The sequence below is a fragment of the Clostridium sp. C1 genome, assembly GCF_018223625.1.
Lineage (GTDB): Bacteria > Bacillota_I > Bacilli_A > Erysipelotrichales > Coprobacillaceae > Allocoprobacillus.
In genome coordinates this window covers 868,242-886,602 of the sequence record NZ_CP073631.1, presented here as the reverse complement: position 1 = coordinate 886,602, position 18,361 = coordinate 868,242, and the positions used below count along the sequence as shown (strand labels likewise).

Sequence of the window (18,361 nt, the reverse complement as noted above, 5' to 3'; positions counted from 1 at the left end):
GAAATGAGCTTAAAGATTTTCATTTCCTGTTTTTGTATGTTTGTAAACTTTTTGATAAAGAATGAATGCTACACATGTTGCAATCAGTTCTGATAGTGGGAAAGTTAACCAGATACCATTTAAACCTATAAGGGGTAATAATATAAATGATAAAGGAATGATAATAATAAATTGTCTTGTGAGTGTAATCATTAATGAAACGGGTCCTTTTCCTAATGATTCAAAAACACCGGACATAACAATGGCGAATGTTGAAAAAATAAAACTTAAAGATAAAATACGTAAACCAGTTGTTCCAATAGTTAACATATCTTGATTCGCATTAAATAATTGTAATATTGGTGATGGGAAAATAAAGAATAGACATGTTCCTAACAATAAGATAAAACCAATAGTTAAAGTTGCCATTTTTAATGTTTGATCCATGCGGTCTTTTTGATTAGCACCATAATTATAACTCATGATTGGACGCATTCCCTGTACAACACCAGTGGTAGGCATATTGACAAAGGTTTGAAGTTTATAATAAACACCAAAAAATGCAACAGCTGTCTGTGATACAGAGGCAAGGATTCCATTGAGTGCTGAAACAAGCACTGATGGTAAACACATCATAACTCCAGATGGTATAGCAATCGAGTAAAGTTGCTTAAATGTTGCCCAATGGAGGTGAAAATGACGAAAAGAAATATGAATATGTGAGTTATAGCGTGAAAAAAGATAAATAGATAAGAAACAGGCACTGAATTGTCCAATCACGGTTGCCAGTGCGGCACCACTAACACCTAAGGCTGGAAAACCAAAATAACCAAAAATCATGATTGGATCTAAAATGATATTGATGATTGCACCAACCATTTGCATAATCATGGGAATAATCATGTTTCCACATGCCTGAAACATTTTTTCAATTGCTAAATGAATAAATGTTGAAAAAGTCAATGTAATGACAATCACACCATATTCCTGTCCATAACGAATGACCTCTGGATTTTGGGTAAAAAGCGTCATAAAAGGTTGAATGAAAAATAATCCTAATATAACAAATAATAAAGAATGAAGAAGTGTCATCACGATTCCTTGACTGGCAACAAAAGAGGCTTCTTGATGATTATGGGCACCTAAGTGTCTGGCAATCAAAGCATTCATTGCAATACCTACTCCACAAGAAAAAGCCAGTGATAAATTTTGCAGGGGATAAATCAGTGATACTGCGGTTAGAGCTGACTCTCCCAGTTGAGCAACAAAGATACTATCAATAATATTGTATAAAGATTGAATAAGCATTGAAATCATTGGCGGAAAGGCCATTGACATCAAAAGGGGAAATATGGGTTTATATCCCATAGGATTTCTTTTTTCCATAAATATAATTCTCCTTTCATAAAAAAAGCCATAGATTTTTCTATTTATAAATCAGAAATAGAGAAATCTATAGCTTTTCAGCATAAATTATTTTATAGAAAAAAAGAAAAATGTCAAATACTTTTGTTGGAAATTTATCCTTTTTATGGTAAAATAATGTCGAAATATGAAACAAAACCAACTATAAAAATATCTATGAAAGGGGAAATAAAGATGTTTTTATATGTCTGGTTTTTTATTTTAGGAACAATTGTTGGAAGTTTTTTTCAACTATGTATGGATCGTTTACCGTTAGGATTAGATGTGATAAAAGGACGAAGTTTTTGCTTTCGTTGTTTTCATCCTCTACAATGGAAAGATTTAATTCCCGTTATGAGTTTTATTTTATTAAAAGGAAGATGTCGTTATTGTCAACGTCGTATTTCTTTACGTTATCCTTTATTTGAAATATTAAGTGGGTTATTACTTGTATTCATGGTATATTATATCACGCCAATGGGGAAAGCTTTTCTTCTTTATTTATTAATAATGGATTTTATTACATTAACAGTTATTGATAAAAAATGGCAAATTATACCTGATTTTACGCTTTTATTAGAAGCTGTTCTTACCATTGGTCTAATATTTTATATTGATGTTCCGTTTTATGAAAGGATTATAGGAATGTTCATTATTAGTTTACCTATGTTTTTAATGAATCAATGGGTTATAGAAAGCTTCGGTGGTGGTGATATCAAACTGATGTTTATCAGTGGTTTTTTGTTGGGATATGTTCATATTCTATTAGCTTTTTGTATTGCAGTTATTGTTGGAGGGTTATATGCAGGGTACTTACTTATCCGTCAAAAAGCACATCGTCATAGCCATATTGCTTTTGGTGGTTTCTTATGTCTGGGAATCCTTGTTTCATTGTTTTATGGAGAATTGATTTTATCTTTTTGTTTTCTTTGATTTGTTTTATTTCAAAAATAATTTTTAATATTTATTTATTTGCTAAAATGATTGACATTATTTTAATCTTATGATATTTTATAAAAAAGAAACCGATGAGTGGGAGATAAAACTTAAAGATGTGCTTTTAGAGAGTCTAGGATGGTGAAAGCTAGATAGTGGCAGTTAGGTAAATGGACCCACGAGGGCAAAGGGGAAAGGCAACGAGTATCCTGCGACGTGAGCTCACGTTATCGAGCAAAAATGTGTTGGCATTTTAATGAGTGGGTTATTTTCATAACCAATAAAGGTGGTACCGCAGATGATAACATCTGTCCTTTGATGGACAGATGTTTTTTGTTTAGATGCCAATGAGAAAGGAGAATGGTTATGTTTTTGAAGCGATGGTGTCTTTCTTTAATGTAAAAATGAATACAATAAAGAAAGGTGAGGAAAATGATGAAGAAGATATATAAACAAATTTTATTAGCATTGAGTGTCTTATTGATGGTAGGATGTCAAAATACAAATACAAAAATGAAAAAAGTTGCTATTATACAATATATGGAACATGCATCTTTAGATACGATTAAAGCGTCTTTTGAGCAACAAATGGAAAATTTAGGATATAAAGATGGTGAAAATGTCGAATATATTTTTAAAAATGCACAAGGAGATAACAATATTGCAGCAAGTATTACCCAAACATTTCAGTCTGAAGATGCAGACGTTGTCGTAGCTATTGCAACACCTGTTGCTCAATCTGTGGCATCACTTTCAAAAACAACACCAATAGTTTTTGCAGCAGTCAGTGACCCAATTGGTGCAAAGTTGACAACTTCTTTAGAACATCCTGATAAAAATATAACAGGAACGAGTGATGAAATACAGGTCGATCTTATTCTTGATAGAGCTTTACAGTTACAGCCAGATTTAAAAACTTTAGGTGTTATTTACAATAAAGGGGAAGCCAATTCAGTAACGAATATTCAAAAGGCAAAAGATTATGCCAAGACACATCATTTAACAATCAAAGAAGCAACGATTACTAATGTGAATGAAGTGCAAAGTGCTATTGATGTGCTAGCAAATCAATGTGATGCTGTGTTTGCTCCTAATGATAATACTGTTGCCAGTGCAATGAATGTGGTGAGTCATGCCTGTATAGAAGCGAAAGTGCCTCTTTATGTAGGTGCTGATTCAATGGTTCAAGAGGGTGGTTTTTTAAGTGTTGGTATTAATTATGAAGATTTAGGAAAAGAAACAGCAAATATGGTTGATCAGGTTTTAAATGGAACACCGGTAAGTGATATTCCTGTAAAAGTTTTTAAAGATGATTTAAATGTTTATGTAAATGAAGATGTCGTGAATGAATTAGACATCACATTACCTGAAACACTTTTACAGGATAAAGCATTACAATTGATGTAGGGGTGAAAATGATGAATCAGGTTATTATTATTGGAGCATTAGAATTAGGTGGCATATTTTCGATAATGTCTTTAGGATTATATATTAGTTATAAAGTTTTAAACTTACCCGATTTAACGGTGGACGGAAGCTTTACATTAGGTTGTGCTGTCAGTGCAGTGATGACATTATCTGGTCATCCTGTCATTGGTTTGATTTTAGCGTTTATTTCTGGTTTATTAGCAGGGCTGGTGACAGGAATTTTAACAACCAAATTAAAGATAGCGTCTTTACTGGCAGGAATTTTGACAATGACTGGGCTTTATTCTGTGAATCTCAAAATTATGAATGATTCACCTAACATTTCTTTGTTTGATTGTTCAACCGTGTTTACACCCTTATCTGCTTTTGGAGAGTATGGCGTTCTTTTATTCGTTGGAGTTGTCGTTATTGTGGTGGTATTGTGTCTTCACTATTTTTTAAAAACCCAGTTTGGCTTAGCCTTACGTGCTTGTGGTGATAATGAAGATATGGTCAAAGCTTCTTCTATTGATGTCGATGTCATGAAAATGATTGGGCTTTCTCTCGCTAATGGACTAGTTTCTTTATCAGGAGCTATCTATGCCCAACATCAAGCTTTTAGTGATAGTCAAAGTGGAACAGGAATGATGGTTATTGGACTTGCCAGTATTATTATAGGGATGGCTTTTATTAAAAAAGATCAAATTGGTTATCAATTGTTAGCAGTTATTGTGGGATCTGTTATTTATCGTGGTATTTTAACAATCGCATTACAAATAGGGATTCCATCAACAGATTTAAAATTATTATCAGCTATACTTGTTGTAGTGGCTTTAATATTAACAAAAGTCAAGGTGAGGAGGAAAGAGGTATGTTAGAACTTCAAGATATATCAGTTGTTTTTCATCCTAAAACAATCAATGAAAAAGTTGCTTTATCACATATCAATTTTCGCATTGAAGATGGTGATTTTGTCACTATTATTGGGAGTAATGGAGCAGGGAAATCGACATTGTTCCAGACAATCAGTGGAGCCGTTACCCCTTATCACGGACATATCTTTCTTAATCAGCAGGACATCACTTCATTAAAGGAACATAAGCGTTCCCGTTTTATTGGTCGTCTTTTTCAAGACCCACTTAAAGGAACGGCTCCATCTATGACGATTGCAGAAAATCTGGCATTGGCTGGATGTCAAGGGCATTACTTTCATTTAAGACCCATTTTAGCTAAACAACGTCAACAGATGTACATGGCTTTAAAAGAATTAAATCTAGGATTAGAAGAACGTATGGACACAAAGGTCGGCGTTCTTTCTGGAGGACAGCGACAAGCTTTATCGTTGTTGATGGCAACTTATGCAAAACCACAACTTTTATTGCTTGATGAACATACAGCAGCTTTAGATCCCCAAACCGCTTCAAAGGTTTTAGAACTCACAGCCAAGATTGTTAAAAAATATCATATGACAACATTAATGGTGACCCATAATATGCAAGATGCTTTAACTTATGGACAAAAAATTATGATTATGAAAGAGGGCCAAATCATTGATGTGATTGATAGAGAACGTAAAAAAGACTTGACAGTTGAACAACTGATTCATCTCTATTCATCAAAAACACATGATTATAATGATCGTATATTGCTTTAAAGAAAAAAAGATATAGCTATCACAAGTTATATCTTTTTTCTTTAGAGATAATATTGTTGAAAATAATGTAAACGAATTAAATCACAAATAGTCATAATCTGATAATTAAAGTTAATACTATCAAATTTACCCGGAACATAAATAACCTTGCAATTAGGTGTTGTTTCTGTTTTCAGATATTTTTTATTTTGAGTAATTAAAATTTGTTGTGACTGGTCAATATGAACATCGGCTTTAGATTTCTTAAATCCTTCAAGATAACGACCTGTTGCACTAATTACAATAGCCACATCATGTTCGTCCATGACAATAGGATCATAATTATGATATTGAATAAATGGTTTACCAAAAGTAATCATATCTGTTTGCAGTTCTATCGCAATAGAAATAGGATATAAAGCTCCAAATACAACAATTCTTTTCGCGCGATAGAGTTTTTGACAAATATCACTGATAATTTTTTCCATTTCATCATCACTGCAATCTTTGTCCATTTTTTCAATGAACTCACGACTATCAACACCAATCATTCTGACACGAATCTGATTCAAACGTGTCTGATGATGGTTAACAAGTGTTTCTCTAAATTCTTCATATTCATGAAAACCAAGTAATGCAATAAATGCATAGAGTTCTTCTTTTTTAAAGCAACCTTTCTTTAAAAAATCTTCTTCACTCATATCTTCCATTTCCAGATAATGAAAAATAATAAATGTACAGATTTTATAATTATAGTCGTGGAATAATGTTCCATTTAAATAAGTAAGAATACGGCTTAGTAATATGTTCATAGAATACCTCCCTTATTCAACATTATAACATGTTTAAAAAGAAAAACATAAAGATTTTGCTTTTTTGAAAAAAATGATATAATCAAGAAAAATGCGAGGTGGTTAAAGAATGCGTATCAATAAAATAGATATTTCAAAGATTCATTTTCATTATCAAAAATATGATCCTTCACTCTATCAATCTATTTTAAGAATCGGTTTTTCTTTTCCTATAACTGTTAATCAAAATGGAGAAACCTATGAATGTATTGATGGACACAAACGTTTATCTGTTTTACAGGATATTTTACAAGATCATTTATCTTATTCAAGAGGCTCATTTGTCCCGGTTATTATTAAAAATCTAGGAAATGATCGTTCTAATGACTGTTGGAGAGGAAGAAACCATCATTAAAGATTTATATCTTGTCCTTATGAAAAATCAGCTAGGCAATGTAAAAGAATGTAAAAATCTGATAAGAAAAGGGCATGTAGAAGTGAATGGGCATTGTGAAAGAGATTTTCGTTATCGAGTGAAAAAAGAAGATTGTATTTTTGTTGATGGTCAAAGAATTAATGCAACACCTTTTGTGTATTATATGCTTTATAAACCCGCAGGTTATATATGTGCTAGTCGTGATGCTGTGTATCCTTGTGTCGTTGATTTGATTGGACGTCAAGACTGTTATTGTGTTGGTAGATTGGATATAGATACAACAGGTTTTGTTTTATTAACAAACGATGCTTCTTTATCTAAAAAACTTTTGCTTCCTGAAAATCATGTAGAAAAGGTTTATGAAGTATGGACACAATCCCCTATAACAAAACAGGATGTTATTGACTTTGAAAAAGGTATCATCATTGATCATCATGTCCAATGTTTACCATCTCGTTTAGAAATCATAGATGATTATCATTGTCTTGTGACATTAAAAGAGGGGAAATATCATCAAATTAAAAAAATGTTTCTTTCTATTTCTAATCAAGTTGTCGGCTTGAAAAGAATTGCTTTTGCTGGAATAACTTTAGATTCTCGTCTTGAACTGGGACAATATCGTCATTTCAATGATGAGGAAATGGCTTGTCTTCAGGCGGCATTAAGATAGACACAAGGGGAAGAACTTGTTATAATTGAAACAGAATTGGAGGATGAAATATGGCTATATTAGATACAAATCAACTTATATATCGTTATTTTGAAGAAATATCACAAATTCCACATGGTTCATGTCATGAACAGGACTTAGCGGATTATATCGTTGCTTTGGCTGAAAAGCATCATTTAAATTATCAAAGAGATGAAATGCACAATGTTATTGTTTTTAAAGAGGCAAGTCAAGGTTATGAAGATCATGAACCGGTGATGTTACAGGCTCATATCGACATGGTGAATGAAAAAAATAAAGAAAGTGATCATGATTTTGATCATGATCCTTTACAGCTTTATATTGAAGATGGTTTTTTACATGCTTATCAGACAACTTTAGGTGCTGATGATGGATGTGGAGTTTGTTATATGCTGGCATTATTAACTGATGAGCAATTATTACATCCAGCATTGGAATGTGTGTTTACAGTTCAAGAAGAAATAGGTCTTTGTGGGGCAATGGCACTTGATACAAGTTCATTAAAGGCCAGACGTCTTATTAATCTGGATAATGAAGCTGAAGGTGAAACTTGTGTGTCTTCATCTGGTGGAAATGATCTTCTCATTACAAAAGAAATCACAGGACAGGATAACGATTCTCCGGTTTATGTTATGGAAGTCAAAGGTCTTATAGGTGGGCATTCTGGTGGATGTATTCATCTAGGACGTGGAAATGCAAATAAGATTGCAGGACGTATTTTGTTTCATTTATTAAAACAGGGAATGGATATTCGTTTGATTGAAGTGAATGGTGGATTGAAAAATAATGCCATTCCTCGTGAGTGTACAGTTGCTTTTGCAAGCAATCAATCTTATGATGAATTGGCTTATCATATTGGACAAATGGAAGATATCGTTAAAAAAGAACTGGAAATGACAGACCCAGATTTTTATGTGGAATTACATCAGGATGAATGCGATGTCTGTATAACATCTAAAGATAGTGAAGCCATGATTTCTATCATGTATCTTTGTCAAAATGGAATGCTGGAAATGTCACCAGTTATCGATCATTTACCTGTTTTATCATTAAATATGGGTGTCATTCGTACTCATGATCATAGTTTAACTATTGATTATTCATTACGTTCGCCCGTTAAAAGTTTGCGTGATGAATTATGTCTGCAGTTAGAAACGATTGCATATCTTTATGGTGCTTCAGTTCAAGTATCCAATGAATATCCGGGGTGGGATTATGACCCTCATTCACGTTTAAGAGCACAATTTAAACAATTCTATCAACAATATGCCCATGAACCACTTAAGGAAGTCGCAACACATGGAGGCTTAGAAACAGGAGTATTGAAACAAAAAATACCAGATTTAGATATTATCACTTATGGTCCACATATGGAAAATGTGCATACACCGGATGAAAAACTTGATCTTGCATCTTATTTAAGATGTTATGAATGTCTTGTTGCATTTTTAGAAACATTATAGAGGTTGATATGGATTGCCCTATTAAGAAACAATGTGGTAGCTGTCAATATATAGGAATGGATTATTCTAAACAGCTATCCATCAAAAAAGAAAAATGTGAAAAATTATTTCCTCATCAACGTGTTCATGATGTTGCTGGAATGCAAAATCCATATTTTTATCGTAATAAAGTCATTGTTGCTTTTAATCAAAAATATGAATATGGTTTATATGAAGAAACCTCACATCGCATTGTTCCTATGAAAGCTTGTTTATTGCATGATGAACAAACACATCTAGTTTTAACACAACTTCAAAAGATGTTAAAAAAGTATCGTGTTTCTATTTATGATGAGAACAGAAATCGAGGATTTTTAAGACATGTATTGATTCGTCGTGCTGTGACAACGAATCAGACACTGGTTGTGCTTGTTGGAAGGGAAGCTGTTATGAAAGGGAGCAAAAACTTCTGTCAGGAACTTGTTAAAGCATGTCCATCGGTTCAATCAGTTGTTTTGAATATTAATAATCGACAGACGAGCATTGTTTTATCAAAACAAGAAAAGATTCTCTATGGAAAGGGCTTTATTGTAGATAAGTTATGTGGTTTAACCTTTAAAATTTCAGCACAATCTTTTTATCAGATCAATCATGAACAATGCACTTATCTTTATCATCAAGTTTTATCTTTATTAGACTTGCATAAAAATGATGTTATTTTAGATACTTATTGTGGTATTGGAACAATCGGAATGTTTTTAGCTCAATATGTTGATACTGTGATTGGTGTCGAATTAAATCACGAAGCTTATAAAGATGCGATAAATAATGCCAAGATGAATAAAATTCATAATATTCATTTTGTCCATGATGATGCGACTCATTTTATGGTTGAGTTAGCAAAGCAAAAACAAAAGATTGATTGTGTTATTATGGATCCACCACGTGCTGGGAGTACTCAGGCATTTATTGAATCTATAAAAGTCTTACAACCTCGTCAAGTGATTTATGTATCATGTGATCCTTCAACACAAGCTCGTGACTTGAAAATGTTTAACAAAATAGGTTACAAGAGTCGAGATGTTTATCCTGTTGATATGTTTCCACATACAAATCACGTTGAATGTGTGTGCTTGTTAAAACTGCGTTAAACCCTTATAAAATAAGGGAAAATCAACTATACATAGGGTGCTAAAAAAAGTCAAAAAAATAGTCAAAAATAGCAAAAATTTATAAAAAAACACTTCAAAAATATGGTAGGTTGTTTTAGTAGTATATGTTTCCACATACAAGGTCTAGTGGTATTGGTTGACTAATTCAACTACATAATTTAAACAATAATATTATTTAATAGTTAATGGAGGTGTCATTATGAAAAAGAGAAAAATAAAGATGGACGACTATGAATTAAAAATAATTATAAACGCCTTAAATGTTATGAGAACGAAATTAATAAATGAAAATAAAAATACTGAAGTTATAGATGAATTACTTTTAAAATATATTGATATATTAGAAAAATAATGTTTTTGAACTGATAATAAGTCAGTTCTTTTTTTATGCCAGAAATGGAGTACATAGCCATCATATTTATTTATGGTGGCTAAATTTATAGAAAGGAGGGAGAATAGATGTCACATTGCAAAGTAATTGCAATCGCTAATCAAAAAGGTGGAGTTGGGAAAACAACTACTGCTTTTAGTTTAGGAGTAGCATTAGCAAAGCAAGGTAAAAAAGTGTTGTTAGTTGACACAGATCCACAAGGCGATTTAACTACTTATGGTGGATGGTATGAACCAGAAAAGTTAAATATTACACTACCAGATTTAATGGAACAATCAATGAATGATGAGCCAATAAAAATAAAAGAGGCTATTTTACATCATAAAGAAAATGTTGATGTAATACCATCTAGTTTGGATTTATCTGCATTAGAAATGTCTTTAGTAAATGCAATGAGCAGAGAATATACTATGAGAAATTGTTTATCAGAAGTAAAAAAAGACTATGATTATATAATTTTAGATTGTATGCCTAGTTTAGGAATGATAACGATAAATGCGTTAGCAAGTGCAGATAGTGTAATAATACCAGTTCAAAGTCAATATTTTGCAGCGAGAGGTATGACACAGTTATTAAAAACTATTTCAAAAGTTAAAAGACAAATTAATCCAGAATTAAAAATTGATGGAGTTTTATTAACTTTGGTTGATAGGAGAACTAATCTATCTAAAGAAATAGAAAACCAATTAAAAGAAAACTATGGGAGTATGTTAAAGTTATATAATACAAAAATACCACTTGCTATAAAGACTGCTGAATCTACTTCACACGGTAAAAGTATTTTTACTTATGATAAAAGCAATAGAGTGGCAGAAGCATATTCTTCATTTGCAAAGGAGGTGTTGGAAGATGGTAAAGAACATATCAAAAATGCCACTGCCAAAGTTAGATGATTTATTTACAACAGAGGAAGATAGAGTTAATGCTAATTTAGAAAAAGTTATTGATATTAAAATTAGTGATATTGATGACTTCCCTAATCATCCATTTAAAGTTATTGAAAACGAAGAAATGTATAATATGCGTGATAGCATTAAAGAAAACGGAGTATTAGTTCCGGCATTAGTTAGACCAAAAGCAAATGGTAGATATGAAATGGTATCAGGACATAGAAGAAAATTTGCAAGTCAATTAGCGAATTATGATACTATTCCTTGTATTGTAAGAAATTTAACAGATGATGAAGCAATTATCATAATGGTAGATAGCAACTTACAAAGAGAAGAAATACTACCAAGTGAAAAAGCATTTGCTTATAAAATGAAATTGGAAGCAATGAAACATCAAGGGAAAACTATTGCATTTGAAACTTCCCACCAAGTTGGGGGGAAGTTAAACGAAAGTGCTTCGATTATTGGTAAAGAAAATGGAGATAGTTTAACTCAAGTTAGAAGATTTATAAGACTAACTGAATTAATACCAGAATTGTTAGAATTAGTTGATAAAAAGGAAATTGCATTAAGTCCGGCAGTAGAGTTATCTTTTTTAACTGATGAACAACAATATGCTGTACTAGATTGTATTGATTATAATGATTCTACACCATCACACGCTCAAACAATTAGAATGAAGAAAATGAGTCAAGAGGGAACACTTACTGTTGAAGTTATTGAAAGTATAATGTCAGAAGAAAAATCTAATCAAATTTCTAAAATAAAATTCAATGAAAATAGAATAAGAAGTGTACTCCCAAAAAATATTGAAGATAAAAAAATTGAAGATTTTGTTGTAAATGCAATTGAGTTTTATAACAAACATTTGCAAAGACAAAAATCTATGGATGCAAGATAATGGGAGTTTGTATTCCACAATTCCCTCCTTACAATCCACCCTAGTATATATTACTAACTGTTATTTACTAACTGAAAGAAAATTGTATAAATGCAAAATTAAAAAGTTTAGATTATAATATCACCAAAGGAGTGATAGATATGGGCAAGAAAATACTTTTTTCAGTCAGTATAATTCTTATTTTGAGTAGTGTTGGAATATTTTTTCTTTTCAACGATTTTATTGAAAAAGTAGAAAAGAAAGACATAGTAAATGATGTTGTAGTAGAAGAAAATCAGGAACTTGATGATGAAAAGAATGTTGAAAAAGAGCAAGAAACAGAAACAAGTGAAATCATTGATGAAATAGAGGAAAATACTGGTGAAAGTAATGAAACTATTCAAGAAAAGACACAAGAAAAAAATTCTAATATTCAAAAAAATGAAAGTAACCAACCTGTTAAAGCAGAACAAAATGATGAAAAAAATCAAGTTCAAGAAGAAAAACAAGAATCTACAACAATAGAGGTACCTAAAGAAGAACAACCTCCACTGATAGATGAAGAATTAGAAAAGTTAAAAAAACAAGTTGAATATGCTACTTATGAGGAATGTCAAAAAGCAGGTTTTGAAAAGGCATTTTCAGACACAGTTAATATTTTAGGATTTAGTTGTCAAGAGGTAATTTATAAAGGTAAAGTTTTAGGTTATAAGTTGCACATTGATTATACAAATCCAATGGAATAATTTATTTTAATAAAAGCAACCATAAAAGGTTGTTTTTTTAATTTTTAGAAAGGAAATGATAAGAATGAAAAAGAAAAAAATAGTATCAGTGTTATTGATTGCACTGACCTTATTTGAAGTATTCGCATTTGCTATTCCAACAATAGTTAATGCTGCTTCAAGTGGAACTTTATCACATCCGAAAGTTCCTGATGTATATTATACAAGACGAGGTGGTGGAAAACCTTATATGTCTGCACAATATGAAACCTATACGATGGATGGAAAAACTGTTTATTGTATAGAGCCAGGAGTTGATATAACTACTACCAGTTATTTAGGGTATGATGGTCTTCAAGCATCACCATATAGTGCTGAAATAAGTAAAAAAATTGAATTGATTGGTCATTATGGATACGATTATCCTGGTCATCAAACATTAAGATATAGAATGGCAGCACAAGCATTGATTTGGGAAACAACAGGAGGACAAATTGTAGAGTTTTGGACTGAAGCCTCTGGTTGGGGAGATTATATTAATATTGATGCAGAAAAAAATGAAATTATGAGATTAGTAAATACTCATTATAATAAGCCAAGTTTTAATGGAACTACACAAGATGCAATAATAGGAAAAGAAATTAAAATCACAGATTCAAACAATGTTTTAAGCGAATATGAAGTGTATAGTTCTGATAATTTATCAGTAAGAATAGAAGGTAATAATATTTATGTAACACCCTTAAAAGTAGGAGTTCAAACTTTGAATGTTGTAAGAAAACACTATGATAATTATACAACTATCGTATATACTGGTAATGGAGTTAATTCACAAAAAATGGGTTATTTTAGATTTTCAGATCCAGTAGTTGCTTCTGTTAAAATTGACACAAAAGGTGGAGATGTGACAGTAAATAAAAATGATAATGACACTCAAACAAATGATCCACAAGGTGTAGAGGCTACTTTAGAGGGAGCAGTATATGGAATTTATAATCTAAATGATGAGTTAGTTGAAAAGGTAACAACTAATAGTGAGGGAAAAGTTACCAGTCCAATTTTACCCGATATTGGAACTTTTTATTTGAAAGAAATTAGTCCAAGCACAGGGTATGAATTAGATATAAATAAATATTATTTTGAAATTACAGTTGATGATTTACACCCATCTATAAATGTCTATGAACAAATTATCAAAAGAGATGTAGAAATAAATAAATATTATGCAAGTGCAGAAACTGGAATTCTAAAACCAGAAGTTGGAATAGAGTTTGGTATTTATGATAGTAAGGGGAATCACGTTACAACTGTTAAGACTGATGAACAAGGATATTCAAAAATAAATCTTGTATATGGAACTTATACAGTAAAACAGTTGAACACAACAGAAGGTCACGAAAAAGTTAAGGATTTTAAAATAGTTGTTAATGGAAATTCACCACAAACCATAAGATATTCATTATCAAATGCCCCAATTACTGCAAAATTAAAATTAGTAAAGACAGATTCTGAATCTGGAAGAGTTATACCATTTCAAAATGTCACATTTAAAATTAAAAATGTTGATACAGATGAATATGTATGTCAAAAAGTAACATATCCAAACAAAGAGGAAATATGTGAATTTAAAACAGATGAAAATGGTGTATTTATCACTCCTTATCCTTTAATGAGTGGAACTTATAAAATTGAAGAATTAACAAGTCCTGATGGATATTTATTAAATCAAGATGGTGTTATTTTTAGAATTGATGAAAATAGTTCAATTATTGAAGATGATGAATATGGTAAATATATAGAAATAGAATTTGCTAATGATAAAATAATGGGTGAAGTTGTAATTGAAAAAACAGGAGAAGCATTTGCTATTGAAAATGGAAAATTCACTTACAAAGATGTTAAATTAAGTGGTGTAGAATTTTCAATTTACGCTAACGAAGATATTACAACATTAGATGGAGTAACCCATTATAAAAAAGGTGAATTTATTAAATCTATTGAAACAGGAGAAGATGGCATAGCAATATTTACAGATCTTTATCTTGGAAAGTATTTAATAAAAGAAACTAAAACATTAGATAATTATGTTATAGATACAACAGAACATTTTGTTGAATTAACTGAAATAGACAATAAAACTGCTATTATGTCAGAAACTTTACAATTAAAGAATGAATTAAAAAAAGGCGATTTAGAGTTTACAAAAACTGATTTAGTTAATGGAGAACCTATTCCAAACACAACTATTGAAGTTTATACAGAAGATACAAACGAACTAATTTTTACAGGAACAACTGATGAACAAGGTATGATAATTATTAAAAATTTAGTAGCAGGTAAAAAATATTATATTTTAGAGAAAGAAAGTGCGACAGGCTATTTAATTACAGATGAAAAAGTATCTTTTGAAATAAAAGAAAATGGTGAAGTAGTAAAAGCAGAAATGAAAAATAAGCCAATTACAGGAACTCTAGAATTTACGAAAATTGATTTATCTACAGGAACTCCTCTACCTAATACTTTAATTGAAATCTATAACGATAAAGATGAATTAGTATTTTCAGGAAGAACAAATGAACAAGGTATGATAATTGTTAAAGATATAAGATATGGTCGTTACTATATTTTAGAAAAGGAAGCCCCTGAAGGATATATTCTTAATGAAGAAAGAATGTATTTTGAAATAAGAGAAGATGGAGAAATCGTTAAAGCAACTATGGAAAATGAAAAAGTAGTAGTAGAAGTCCCTAATACAGGAATAAATGATTATCATATTATTGAACTAATTGGAGGAATTTTAATTATAAGTGGAATAGGAGTTGTTGCTTATTATGTTAAAAAGAAAAGAAAATAATAAGAACAAAGATAAAAAGAGTCAACTTTTAATAGTTGGCTCTTTACTTATCTTATTGGGTTTAGGTGTAATAATTGGAAAAATATATTTTGATATAAGGTCAGATAATTTAGAAAATATTGCATTAGTAGAATTTTATGAAGAACAAGAAGAAATAAACAATAATATATCTTCCGAAAAGGAAGAAGAAACAAATATTGAAAAAGAAGAAGTAAAAAGTACAACACCATTAGATTATATTGCTGTCTTAAAAATACCAAGTATTGGTTTAGAAAAAGGATTAGTTAGTAAAGATAGTTACTATAATAATGTTAATAAAAATATTAAGATACTTGATGAATCTGATATGCCAGATGAAGAAAATGGAAATGTAATATTAGCAGCACATAGTGGTAATGGAAAAAATGCTTTCTTTAAGAACTTAAATAAATTAAAAATAGATAATATAGTTAGTATTTTTTACAACGGCTATGAGTACAGATACAGAATGGTTAATACTTATGATGTAGAAAAAACAGGTACAGTAGAAATTTTAAGAAACGCTCAAAAGAATACTTTGACTCTTATTACTTGTCGTCACAATACTAATAAACAAATTGTAATCATTTGTGAATTAGTTGAAAAAATATAGGAGGTTATACAATGGAAACAAAAAATTATCTTAATCAAATAACTAAAACATTGGATAAATTATTTGGTGCAGGGTTTAATACTGAAAAAAAGATATTAGCAATGCAATTAGAAGATTTAGAAAAAATAAACAATCTTACTTCATCAGAGATGATGATAATAATAGAGTTTAAAAGGTCTATTAAAAATAAACAAATAATCGCTTTTTTAAGTGGTTATAAAGAGAAAGGAAATGATAAAAATGAAAAAATTTGAAATAGATGTAGATATAAATGGAACTATTACTTTTGAAGTGGAGGCAAAAAATAGAAAAGAAGCCCAAGCAAAAGTAGATGATATATTGAAAAATACTTCTGTAAAAGAGGCAATAGGACAATATAGAAATAATATAGTTTTAAATCAAAGAGTAAAACAAGATAAAGATATGGAAAGATAGGAGGAAAATGATATGGCTTATTCAAAAAGAATACCACCAATTAAAATAAAACTAAACATAAATGAGTTTAATAAACTTAATGAGATATTGGAAAATATAATAAATTCTGATAATGAACTTTATTCAAAAAAATCAGCAAAATTAAAAGAAAAATTATTAAGATATAGTGTTCCAATAAAAAATGAAAATGAGGAAACAAAAGTAGATATTAGACTTTATAACAATGAAATAGTAGATTTATTTTATATTTTATTTTATGGAATAGAGGATATGATTTCTGTTGAAACAAATTACTTTGATGTATTGTTGCAAGTAAGAGAAAAAATAAAAGAAGAAAAAATGGCAAATGAATAAATAGTCTAATTTAGAATAGGAGGTGTAATATGGCAAGTAAATTAAGACTAATTACAGACCTTTATGGAGAAACTTTAACTAAAATAAGCAGTTCTCCTGAAGATTGGATGTCTTTTTTGGAATGTGCTGCAATGAACTACAAATATCCTTTCAATGATCAAGTTTTAATTTATGCACAAAAACCTACGGCAATAGCCTGTGCGAAAATAGAGGCTTGGAATAAACAAGTTGGTAGATGGGTTAATCGTGGTGCAAAAGGAATTGCTCTTTTGTCTGAAGAAAATGGTTATACTAATTTAAGATATGTATTTGATATTGCAGATACCAATAGTAAACTTGGTAAAAGTTTTAGATTATGGTCAGTTTCAAAACCTTATGAATTAGATATTATTGAGTCATTAGAAAATAAGTACGGAGAACTTGCTGATAAAAGTTCTCTGGGACTTGCAATTAAGTCGGTATCAAAAATAATTGTTGAAGATAATATACAAGATTATTTAGATGATTTAATATTCTATAAAGAAAATAGTTCTCTTGAATCATTAGATAATGAAAATATAAAAGTATTATTTCAAAAGGCATTAGAAAATAGTATTGCATTTTCAATAATTAAAAGATGTGGATTAAATCCAAATGAATATTTTACAAGTAGCGATTTTAGTGATTTATTAAATTTTGATAGTTTTGATACAATAACGAGAATTGGTGTAGCGACGAGTGAAATATCTGAAATGGGACTTCGTGAAATATATAATACCATTAAAAATCTGCGAATTAATGAAATAAATAAAATTCGCACATTTGATATAGACAGTAATTTATCTTATGATATAAGTGAAAGCAGAAATACTGCCGAAAGGAGGAATAATAATGAATATAACTTACACACGTCAAGGGGATTACGAGATACCGGACTTAACAGTACCAGAAAACAAGATTCAAGTGGAGGGCAAATACGCAATGATGAGGTTAAGATACTTGAAAGAGAACAAGAAATCTCTATACACAACTCTACTAATGAGCAATCAACTTCCACAACATTTAATGCATATTCAACAAACAGCAATGGAGAGGATAGAACAAATAGTATCAGAGATGAAAGCCAAAGAGAATATAACAGAGAGTTTGAAACAACAAGACCAAATGAAGTGGGTACAACTGATGAACAATTTGAAGTTGTCAGCAGAGGAGATAGTAATGAACGAATTGATTTACGCTTAAATGTTTATAATGCAACAGAACATCATCCTTATGTTGTTGTAGAAGAAAAGATAAATCAAATATTAAGTACAACCCCACATATAAGAAAA

At 30.4% G+C, this 18,361-nt stretch carries 20 protein-coding genes and 1 other annotated feature; of the genes, 18 read left to right on the top strand and 2 right to left on the bottom strand.

All coding sequences use genetic code 11. The annotated features are described in order from the left end of the window. Window positions 1-9: 9 nt before the first annotated feature. A complete protein-coding gene (locus tag KEC48_RS04845; RefSeq protein WP_211964730.1) occupies window positions 10-1,365 on the bottom strand; it encodes an MATE family efflux transporter in 1,356 nt (451 codons plus the stop codon). Between the two features lie 213 nt (window positions 1,366-1,578). Between KEC48_RS04845 and KEC48_RS04840 the strand changes: the two genes are divergently transcribed. The 4 genes from KEC48_RS04840 (at window position 1,579) to KEC48_RS04825 (ending at window position 5,380) form a co-directional block, all read left to right on the top strand. Then, window positions 1,579-2,316, top strand: a complete 738-nt coding sequence (locus KEC48_RS04840; protein ID WP_211964728.1) for an A24 family peptidase — start codon at window positions 1,579-1,581, stop codon at window positions 2,314-2,316. A gap of 86 nt (window positions 2,317-2,402) precedes the next feature. Continuing rightward, window positions 2,403-2,638 (top strand) — a binding site (T-box leader). A 116-nt stretch (window positions 2,639-2,754) separates the two neighbouring features. Further along, window positions 2,755-3,726, top strand: coding sequence for an ABC transporter substrate-binding protein (locus KEC48_RS04835; RefSeq protein WP_211964727.1), 972 nt, complete (start codon window positions 2,755-2,757; stop codon window positions 3,724-3,726). Window positions 3,727-3,737: 11 nt separating this feature from the next. Beyond that, window positions 3,738-4,604, top strand: a complete 867-nt coding sequence (locus KEC48_RS04830) for an ABC transporter permease (protein ID WP_211964725.1) — start codon at window positions 3,738-3,740, stop codon at window positions 4,602-4,604. After that, window positions 4,598-5,380 carry an ATP-binding cassette domain-containing protein gene (locus KEC48_RS04825; RefSeq protein WP_205089059.1) on the top strand — a complete coding sequence of 261 codons (783 nt, stop codon included), beginning with the start codon at window positions 4,598-4,600 and terminating at the stop codon, window positions 5,378-5,380. Before KEC48_RS04830 ends, KEC48_RS04825 begins: the two co-directional genes overlap by 7 nt. A gap of 41 nt (window positions 5,381-5,421) precedes the next feature. Here the strand turns inward: KEC48_RS04825 and KEC48_RS04820 are convergent, their stop codons facing one another. Then, window positions 5,422-6,171, bottom strand: a complete 750-nt coding sequence (locus tag KEC48_RS04820; protein ID WP_087360152.1) for a hypothetical protein — start codon at window positions 6,169-6,171, stop codon at window positions 5,422-5,424. A 109-nt stretch (window positions 6,172-6,280) separates the two neighbouring features. On the opposite strand from KEC48_RS04820, the gene KEC48_RS04815 reads away from it, so the two are divergent. From KEC48_RS04815 to KEC48_RS16160, 14 genes are all read left to right on the top strand, one after another. Continuing rightward, complete coding sequence (locus tag KEC48_RS04815) at window positions 6,281-6,565, top strand: ParB N-terminal domain-containing protein (RefSeq protein WP_087360149.1); 285 nt, start codon at window positions 6,281-6,283, stop codon at window positions 6,563-6,565. Then, window positions 6,534-7,256 (top strand): 16S rRNA pseudouridine(516) synthase, encoded by a 723-nt coding sequence (locus KEC48_RS04810; protein WP_211964723.1) that lies wholly within the window; start codon window positions 6,534-6,536, stop codon window positions 7,254-7,256. Before KEC48_RS04815 ends, KEC48_RS04810 begins: the two co-directional genes overlap by 32 nt. Window positions 7,257-7,306: 50 nt before the next feature. Continuing rightward, on the top strand, window positions 7,307-8,740 hold the full coding sequence (gene pepD, locus KEC48_RS04805) for a beta-Ala-His dipeptidase (RefSeq protein WP_211964721.1): 1,434 nt from the start codon (window positions 7,307-7,309) through the stop codon (window positions 8,738-8,740). A gap of 8 nt (window positions 8,741-8,748) precedes the next feature. Then, window positions 8,749-9,870: a 23S rRNA (uracil(1939)-C(5))-methyltransferase RlmD gene (gene rlmD / locus KEC48_RS04800; protein WP_211964719.1), complete on the top strand. Its 1,122-nt coding sequence runs from the start codon at window positions 8,749-8,751 to the stop codon at window positions 9,868-9,870. Between the two features lie 220 nt (window positions 9,871-10,090). Beyond that, window positions 10,091-10,243 carry a hypothetical protein gene (locus tag KEC48_RS04795; RefSeq protein WP_211964717.1) on the top strand — a complete coding sequence of 51 codons (153 nt, stop codon included), beginning with the start codon at window positions 10,091-10,093 and terminating at the stop codon, window positions 10,241-10,243. Between the two features lie 107 nt (window positions 10,244-10,350). After that, window positions 10,351-11,175 carry an AAA family ATPase gene (locus KEC48_RS04790; protein WP_211964716.1) on the top strand — a complete coding sequence of 275 codons (825 nt, stop codon included), beginning with the start codon at window positions 10,351-10,353 and terminating at the stop codon, window positions 11,173-11,175. Continuing rightward, window positions 11,153-12,073 (top strand): ParB/RepB/Spo0J family partition protein, encoded by a 921-nt coding sequence (locus tag KEC48_RS04785; RefSeq protein ID WP_249191408.1) that lies wholly within the window; start codon window positions 11,153-11,155, stop codon window positions 12,071-12,073. Before KEC48_RS04790 ends, KEC48_RS04785 begins: the two co-directional genes overlap by 23 nt. A gap of 140 nt (window positions 12,074-12,213) precedes the next feature. Then, window positions 12,214-12,798 (top strand): hypothetical protein, encoded by a 585-nt coding sequence (locus KEC48_RS04780; protein ID WP_211964714.1) that lies wholly within the window; start codon window positions 12,214-12,216, stop codon window positions 12,796-12,798. Window positions 12,799-12,862: 64 nt separating this feature from the next. Beyond that, window positions 12,863-15,631 carry a SpaA isopeptide-forming pilin-related protein gene (locus KEC48_RS04775; protein ID WP_211964713.1) on the top strand — a complete coding sequence of 923 codons (2,769 nt, stop codon included), beginning with the start codon at window positions 12,863-12,865 and terminating at the stop codon, window positions 15,629-15,631. Next, window positions 15,609-16,262, top strand: a complete 654-nt coding sequence (locus KEC48_RS04770) for a sortase (RefSeq protein WP_211964712.1) — start codon at window positions 15,609-15,611, stop codon at window positions 16,260-16,262. Before KEC48_RS04775 ends, KEC48_RS04770 begins: the two co-directional genes overlap by 23 nt. Before the next feature lie 11 nt (window positions 16,263-16,273). Next, window positions 16,274-16,516: a hypothetical protein gene (locus KEC48_RS04765; RefSeq protein ID WP_211964711.1), complete on the top strand. Its 243-nt coding sequence runs from the start codon at window positions 16,274-16,276 to the stop codon at window positions 16,514-16,516. Continuing rightward, window positions 16,503-16,697, top strand: a complete 195-nt coding sequence (locus KEC48_RS04760; protein WP_211964709.1) for a hypothetical protein — start codon at window positions 16,503-16,505, stop codon at window positions 16,695-16,697. The genes KEC48_RS04765 and KEC48_RS04760 overlap by 14 nt, the downstream gene beginning before the upstream one ends. A gap of 12 nt (window positions 16,698-16,709) precedes the next feature. Next, window positions 16,710-17,051: a hypothetical protein gene (locus KEC48_RS04755; protein ID WP_211964707.1), complete on the top strand. Its 342-nt coding sequence runs from the start codon at window positions 16,710-16,712 to the stop codon at window positions 17,049-17,051. 870 nt (window positions 17,052-17,921) lie between these two features. After that, window positions 17,922-18,272: a TnpV protein gene (locus tag KEC48_RS16160; protein WP_249191407.1), complete on the top strand. Its 351-nt coding sequence runs from the start codon at window positions 17,922-17,924 to the stop codon at window positions 18,270-18,272. The last annotated feature ends 89 nt before the right edge of the window (window positions 18,273-18,361 follow it).

Excerpts from the sequence above, each read along its gene's own strand:
- KEC48_RS04845 (WP_211964730.1), bottom strand. The coding sequence starts at position 1,365 with ATGGAAAAAAGAAATCCTATGGGATATAAACCCATATTTCCCCTTTTG.
- KEC48_RS04840 (WP_211964728.1), top strand. The coding sequence starts at position 1,579 with ATGTTTTTATATGTCTGGTTTTTTATTTTAGGAACAATTGTTGGAAGT.
- KEC48_RS04835 (WP_211964727.1), top strand. The coding sequence starts at position 2,755 with ATGAAGAAGATATATAAACAAATTTTATTAGCATTGAGTGTCTTATTG.
- KEC48_RS04830 (WP_211964725.1), top strand. The coding sequence starts at position 3,738 with ATGAATCAGGTTATTATTATTGGAGCATTAGAATTAGGTGGCATATTT.
- KEC48_RS04825 (WP_205089059.1), top strand. The coding sequence starts at position 4,598 with ATGTTAGAACTTCAAGATATATCAGTTGTTTTTCATCCTAAAACAATC.
- KEC48_RS04820 (WP_087360152.1), bottom strand. The coding sequence starts at position 6,171 with ATGAACATATTACTAAGCCGTATTCTTACTTATTTAAATGGAACATTA.
- KEC48_RS04815 (WP_087360149.1), top strand. The coding sequence starts at position 6,281 with ATGCGTATCAATAAAATAGATATTTCAAAGATTCATTTTCATTATCAA.
- KEC48_RS04810 (WP_211964723.1), top strand. The coding sequence starts at position 6,534 with ATGACTGTTGGAGAGGAAGAAACCATCATTAAAGATTTATATCTTGTC.
- pepD (WP_211964721.1), top strand. The coding sequence starts at position 7,307 with ATGGCTATATTAGATACAAATCAACTTATATATCGTTATTTTGAAGAA.
- rlmD (WP_211964719.1), top strand. The coding sequence starts at position 8,749 with ATGGATTGCCCTATTAAGAAACAATGTGGTAGCTGTCAATATATAGGA.
- KEC48_RS04795 (WP_211964717.1), top strand. The coding sequence starts at position 10,091 with ATGAAAAAGAGAAAAATAAAGATGGACGACTATGAATTAAAAATAATT.
- KEC48_RS04790 (WP_211964716.1), top strand. The coding sequence starts at position 10,351 with ATGTCACATTGCAAAGTAATTGCAATCGCTAATCAAAAAGGTGGAGTT.
- KEC48_RS04785 (WP_249191408.1), top strand. The coding sequence starts at position 11,153 with ATGCCACTGCCAAAGTTAGATGATTTATTTACAACAGAGGAAGATAGA.
- KEC48_RS04780 (WP_211964714.1), top strand. The coding sequence starts at position 12,214 with ATGGGCAAGAAAATACTTTTTTCAGTCAGTATAATTCTTATTTTGAGT.
- KEC48_RS04775 (WP_211964713.1), top strand. The coding sequence starts at position 12,863 with ATGAAAAAGAAAAAAATAGTATCAGTGTTATTGATTGCACTGACCTTA.
- KEC48_RS04770 (WP_211964712.1), top strand. The coding sequence starts at position 15,609 with ATGTTAAAAAGAAAAGAAAATAATAAGAACAAAGATAAAAAGAGTCAA.
- KEC48_RS04765 (WP_211964711.1), top strand. The coding sequence starts at position 16,274 with ATGGAAACAAAAAATTATCTTAATCAAATAACTAAAACATTGGATAAA.
- KEC48_RS04760 (WP_211964709.1), top strand. The coding sequence starts at position 16,503 with ATGAAAAAATTTGAAATAGATGTAGATATAAATGGAACTATTACTTTT.
- KEC48_RS04755 (WP_211964707.1), top strand. The coding sequence starts at position 16,710 with ATGGCTTATTCAAAAAGAATACCACCAATTAAAATAAAACTAAACATA.
- KEC48_RS16160 (WP_249191407.1), top strand. The coding sequence starts at position 17,922 with ATGAATATAACTTACACACGTCAAGGGGATTACGAGATACCGGACTTA.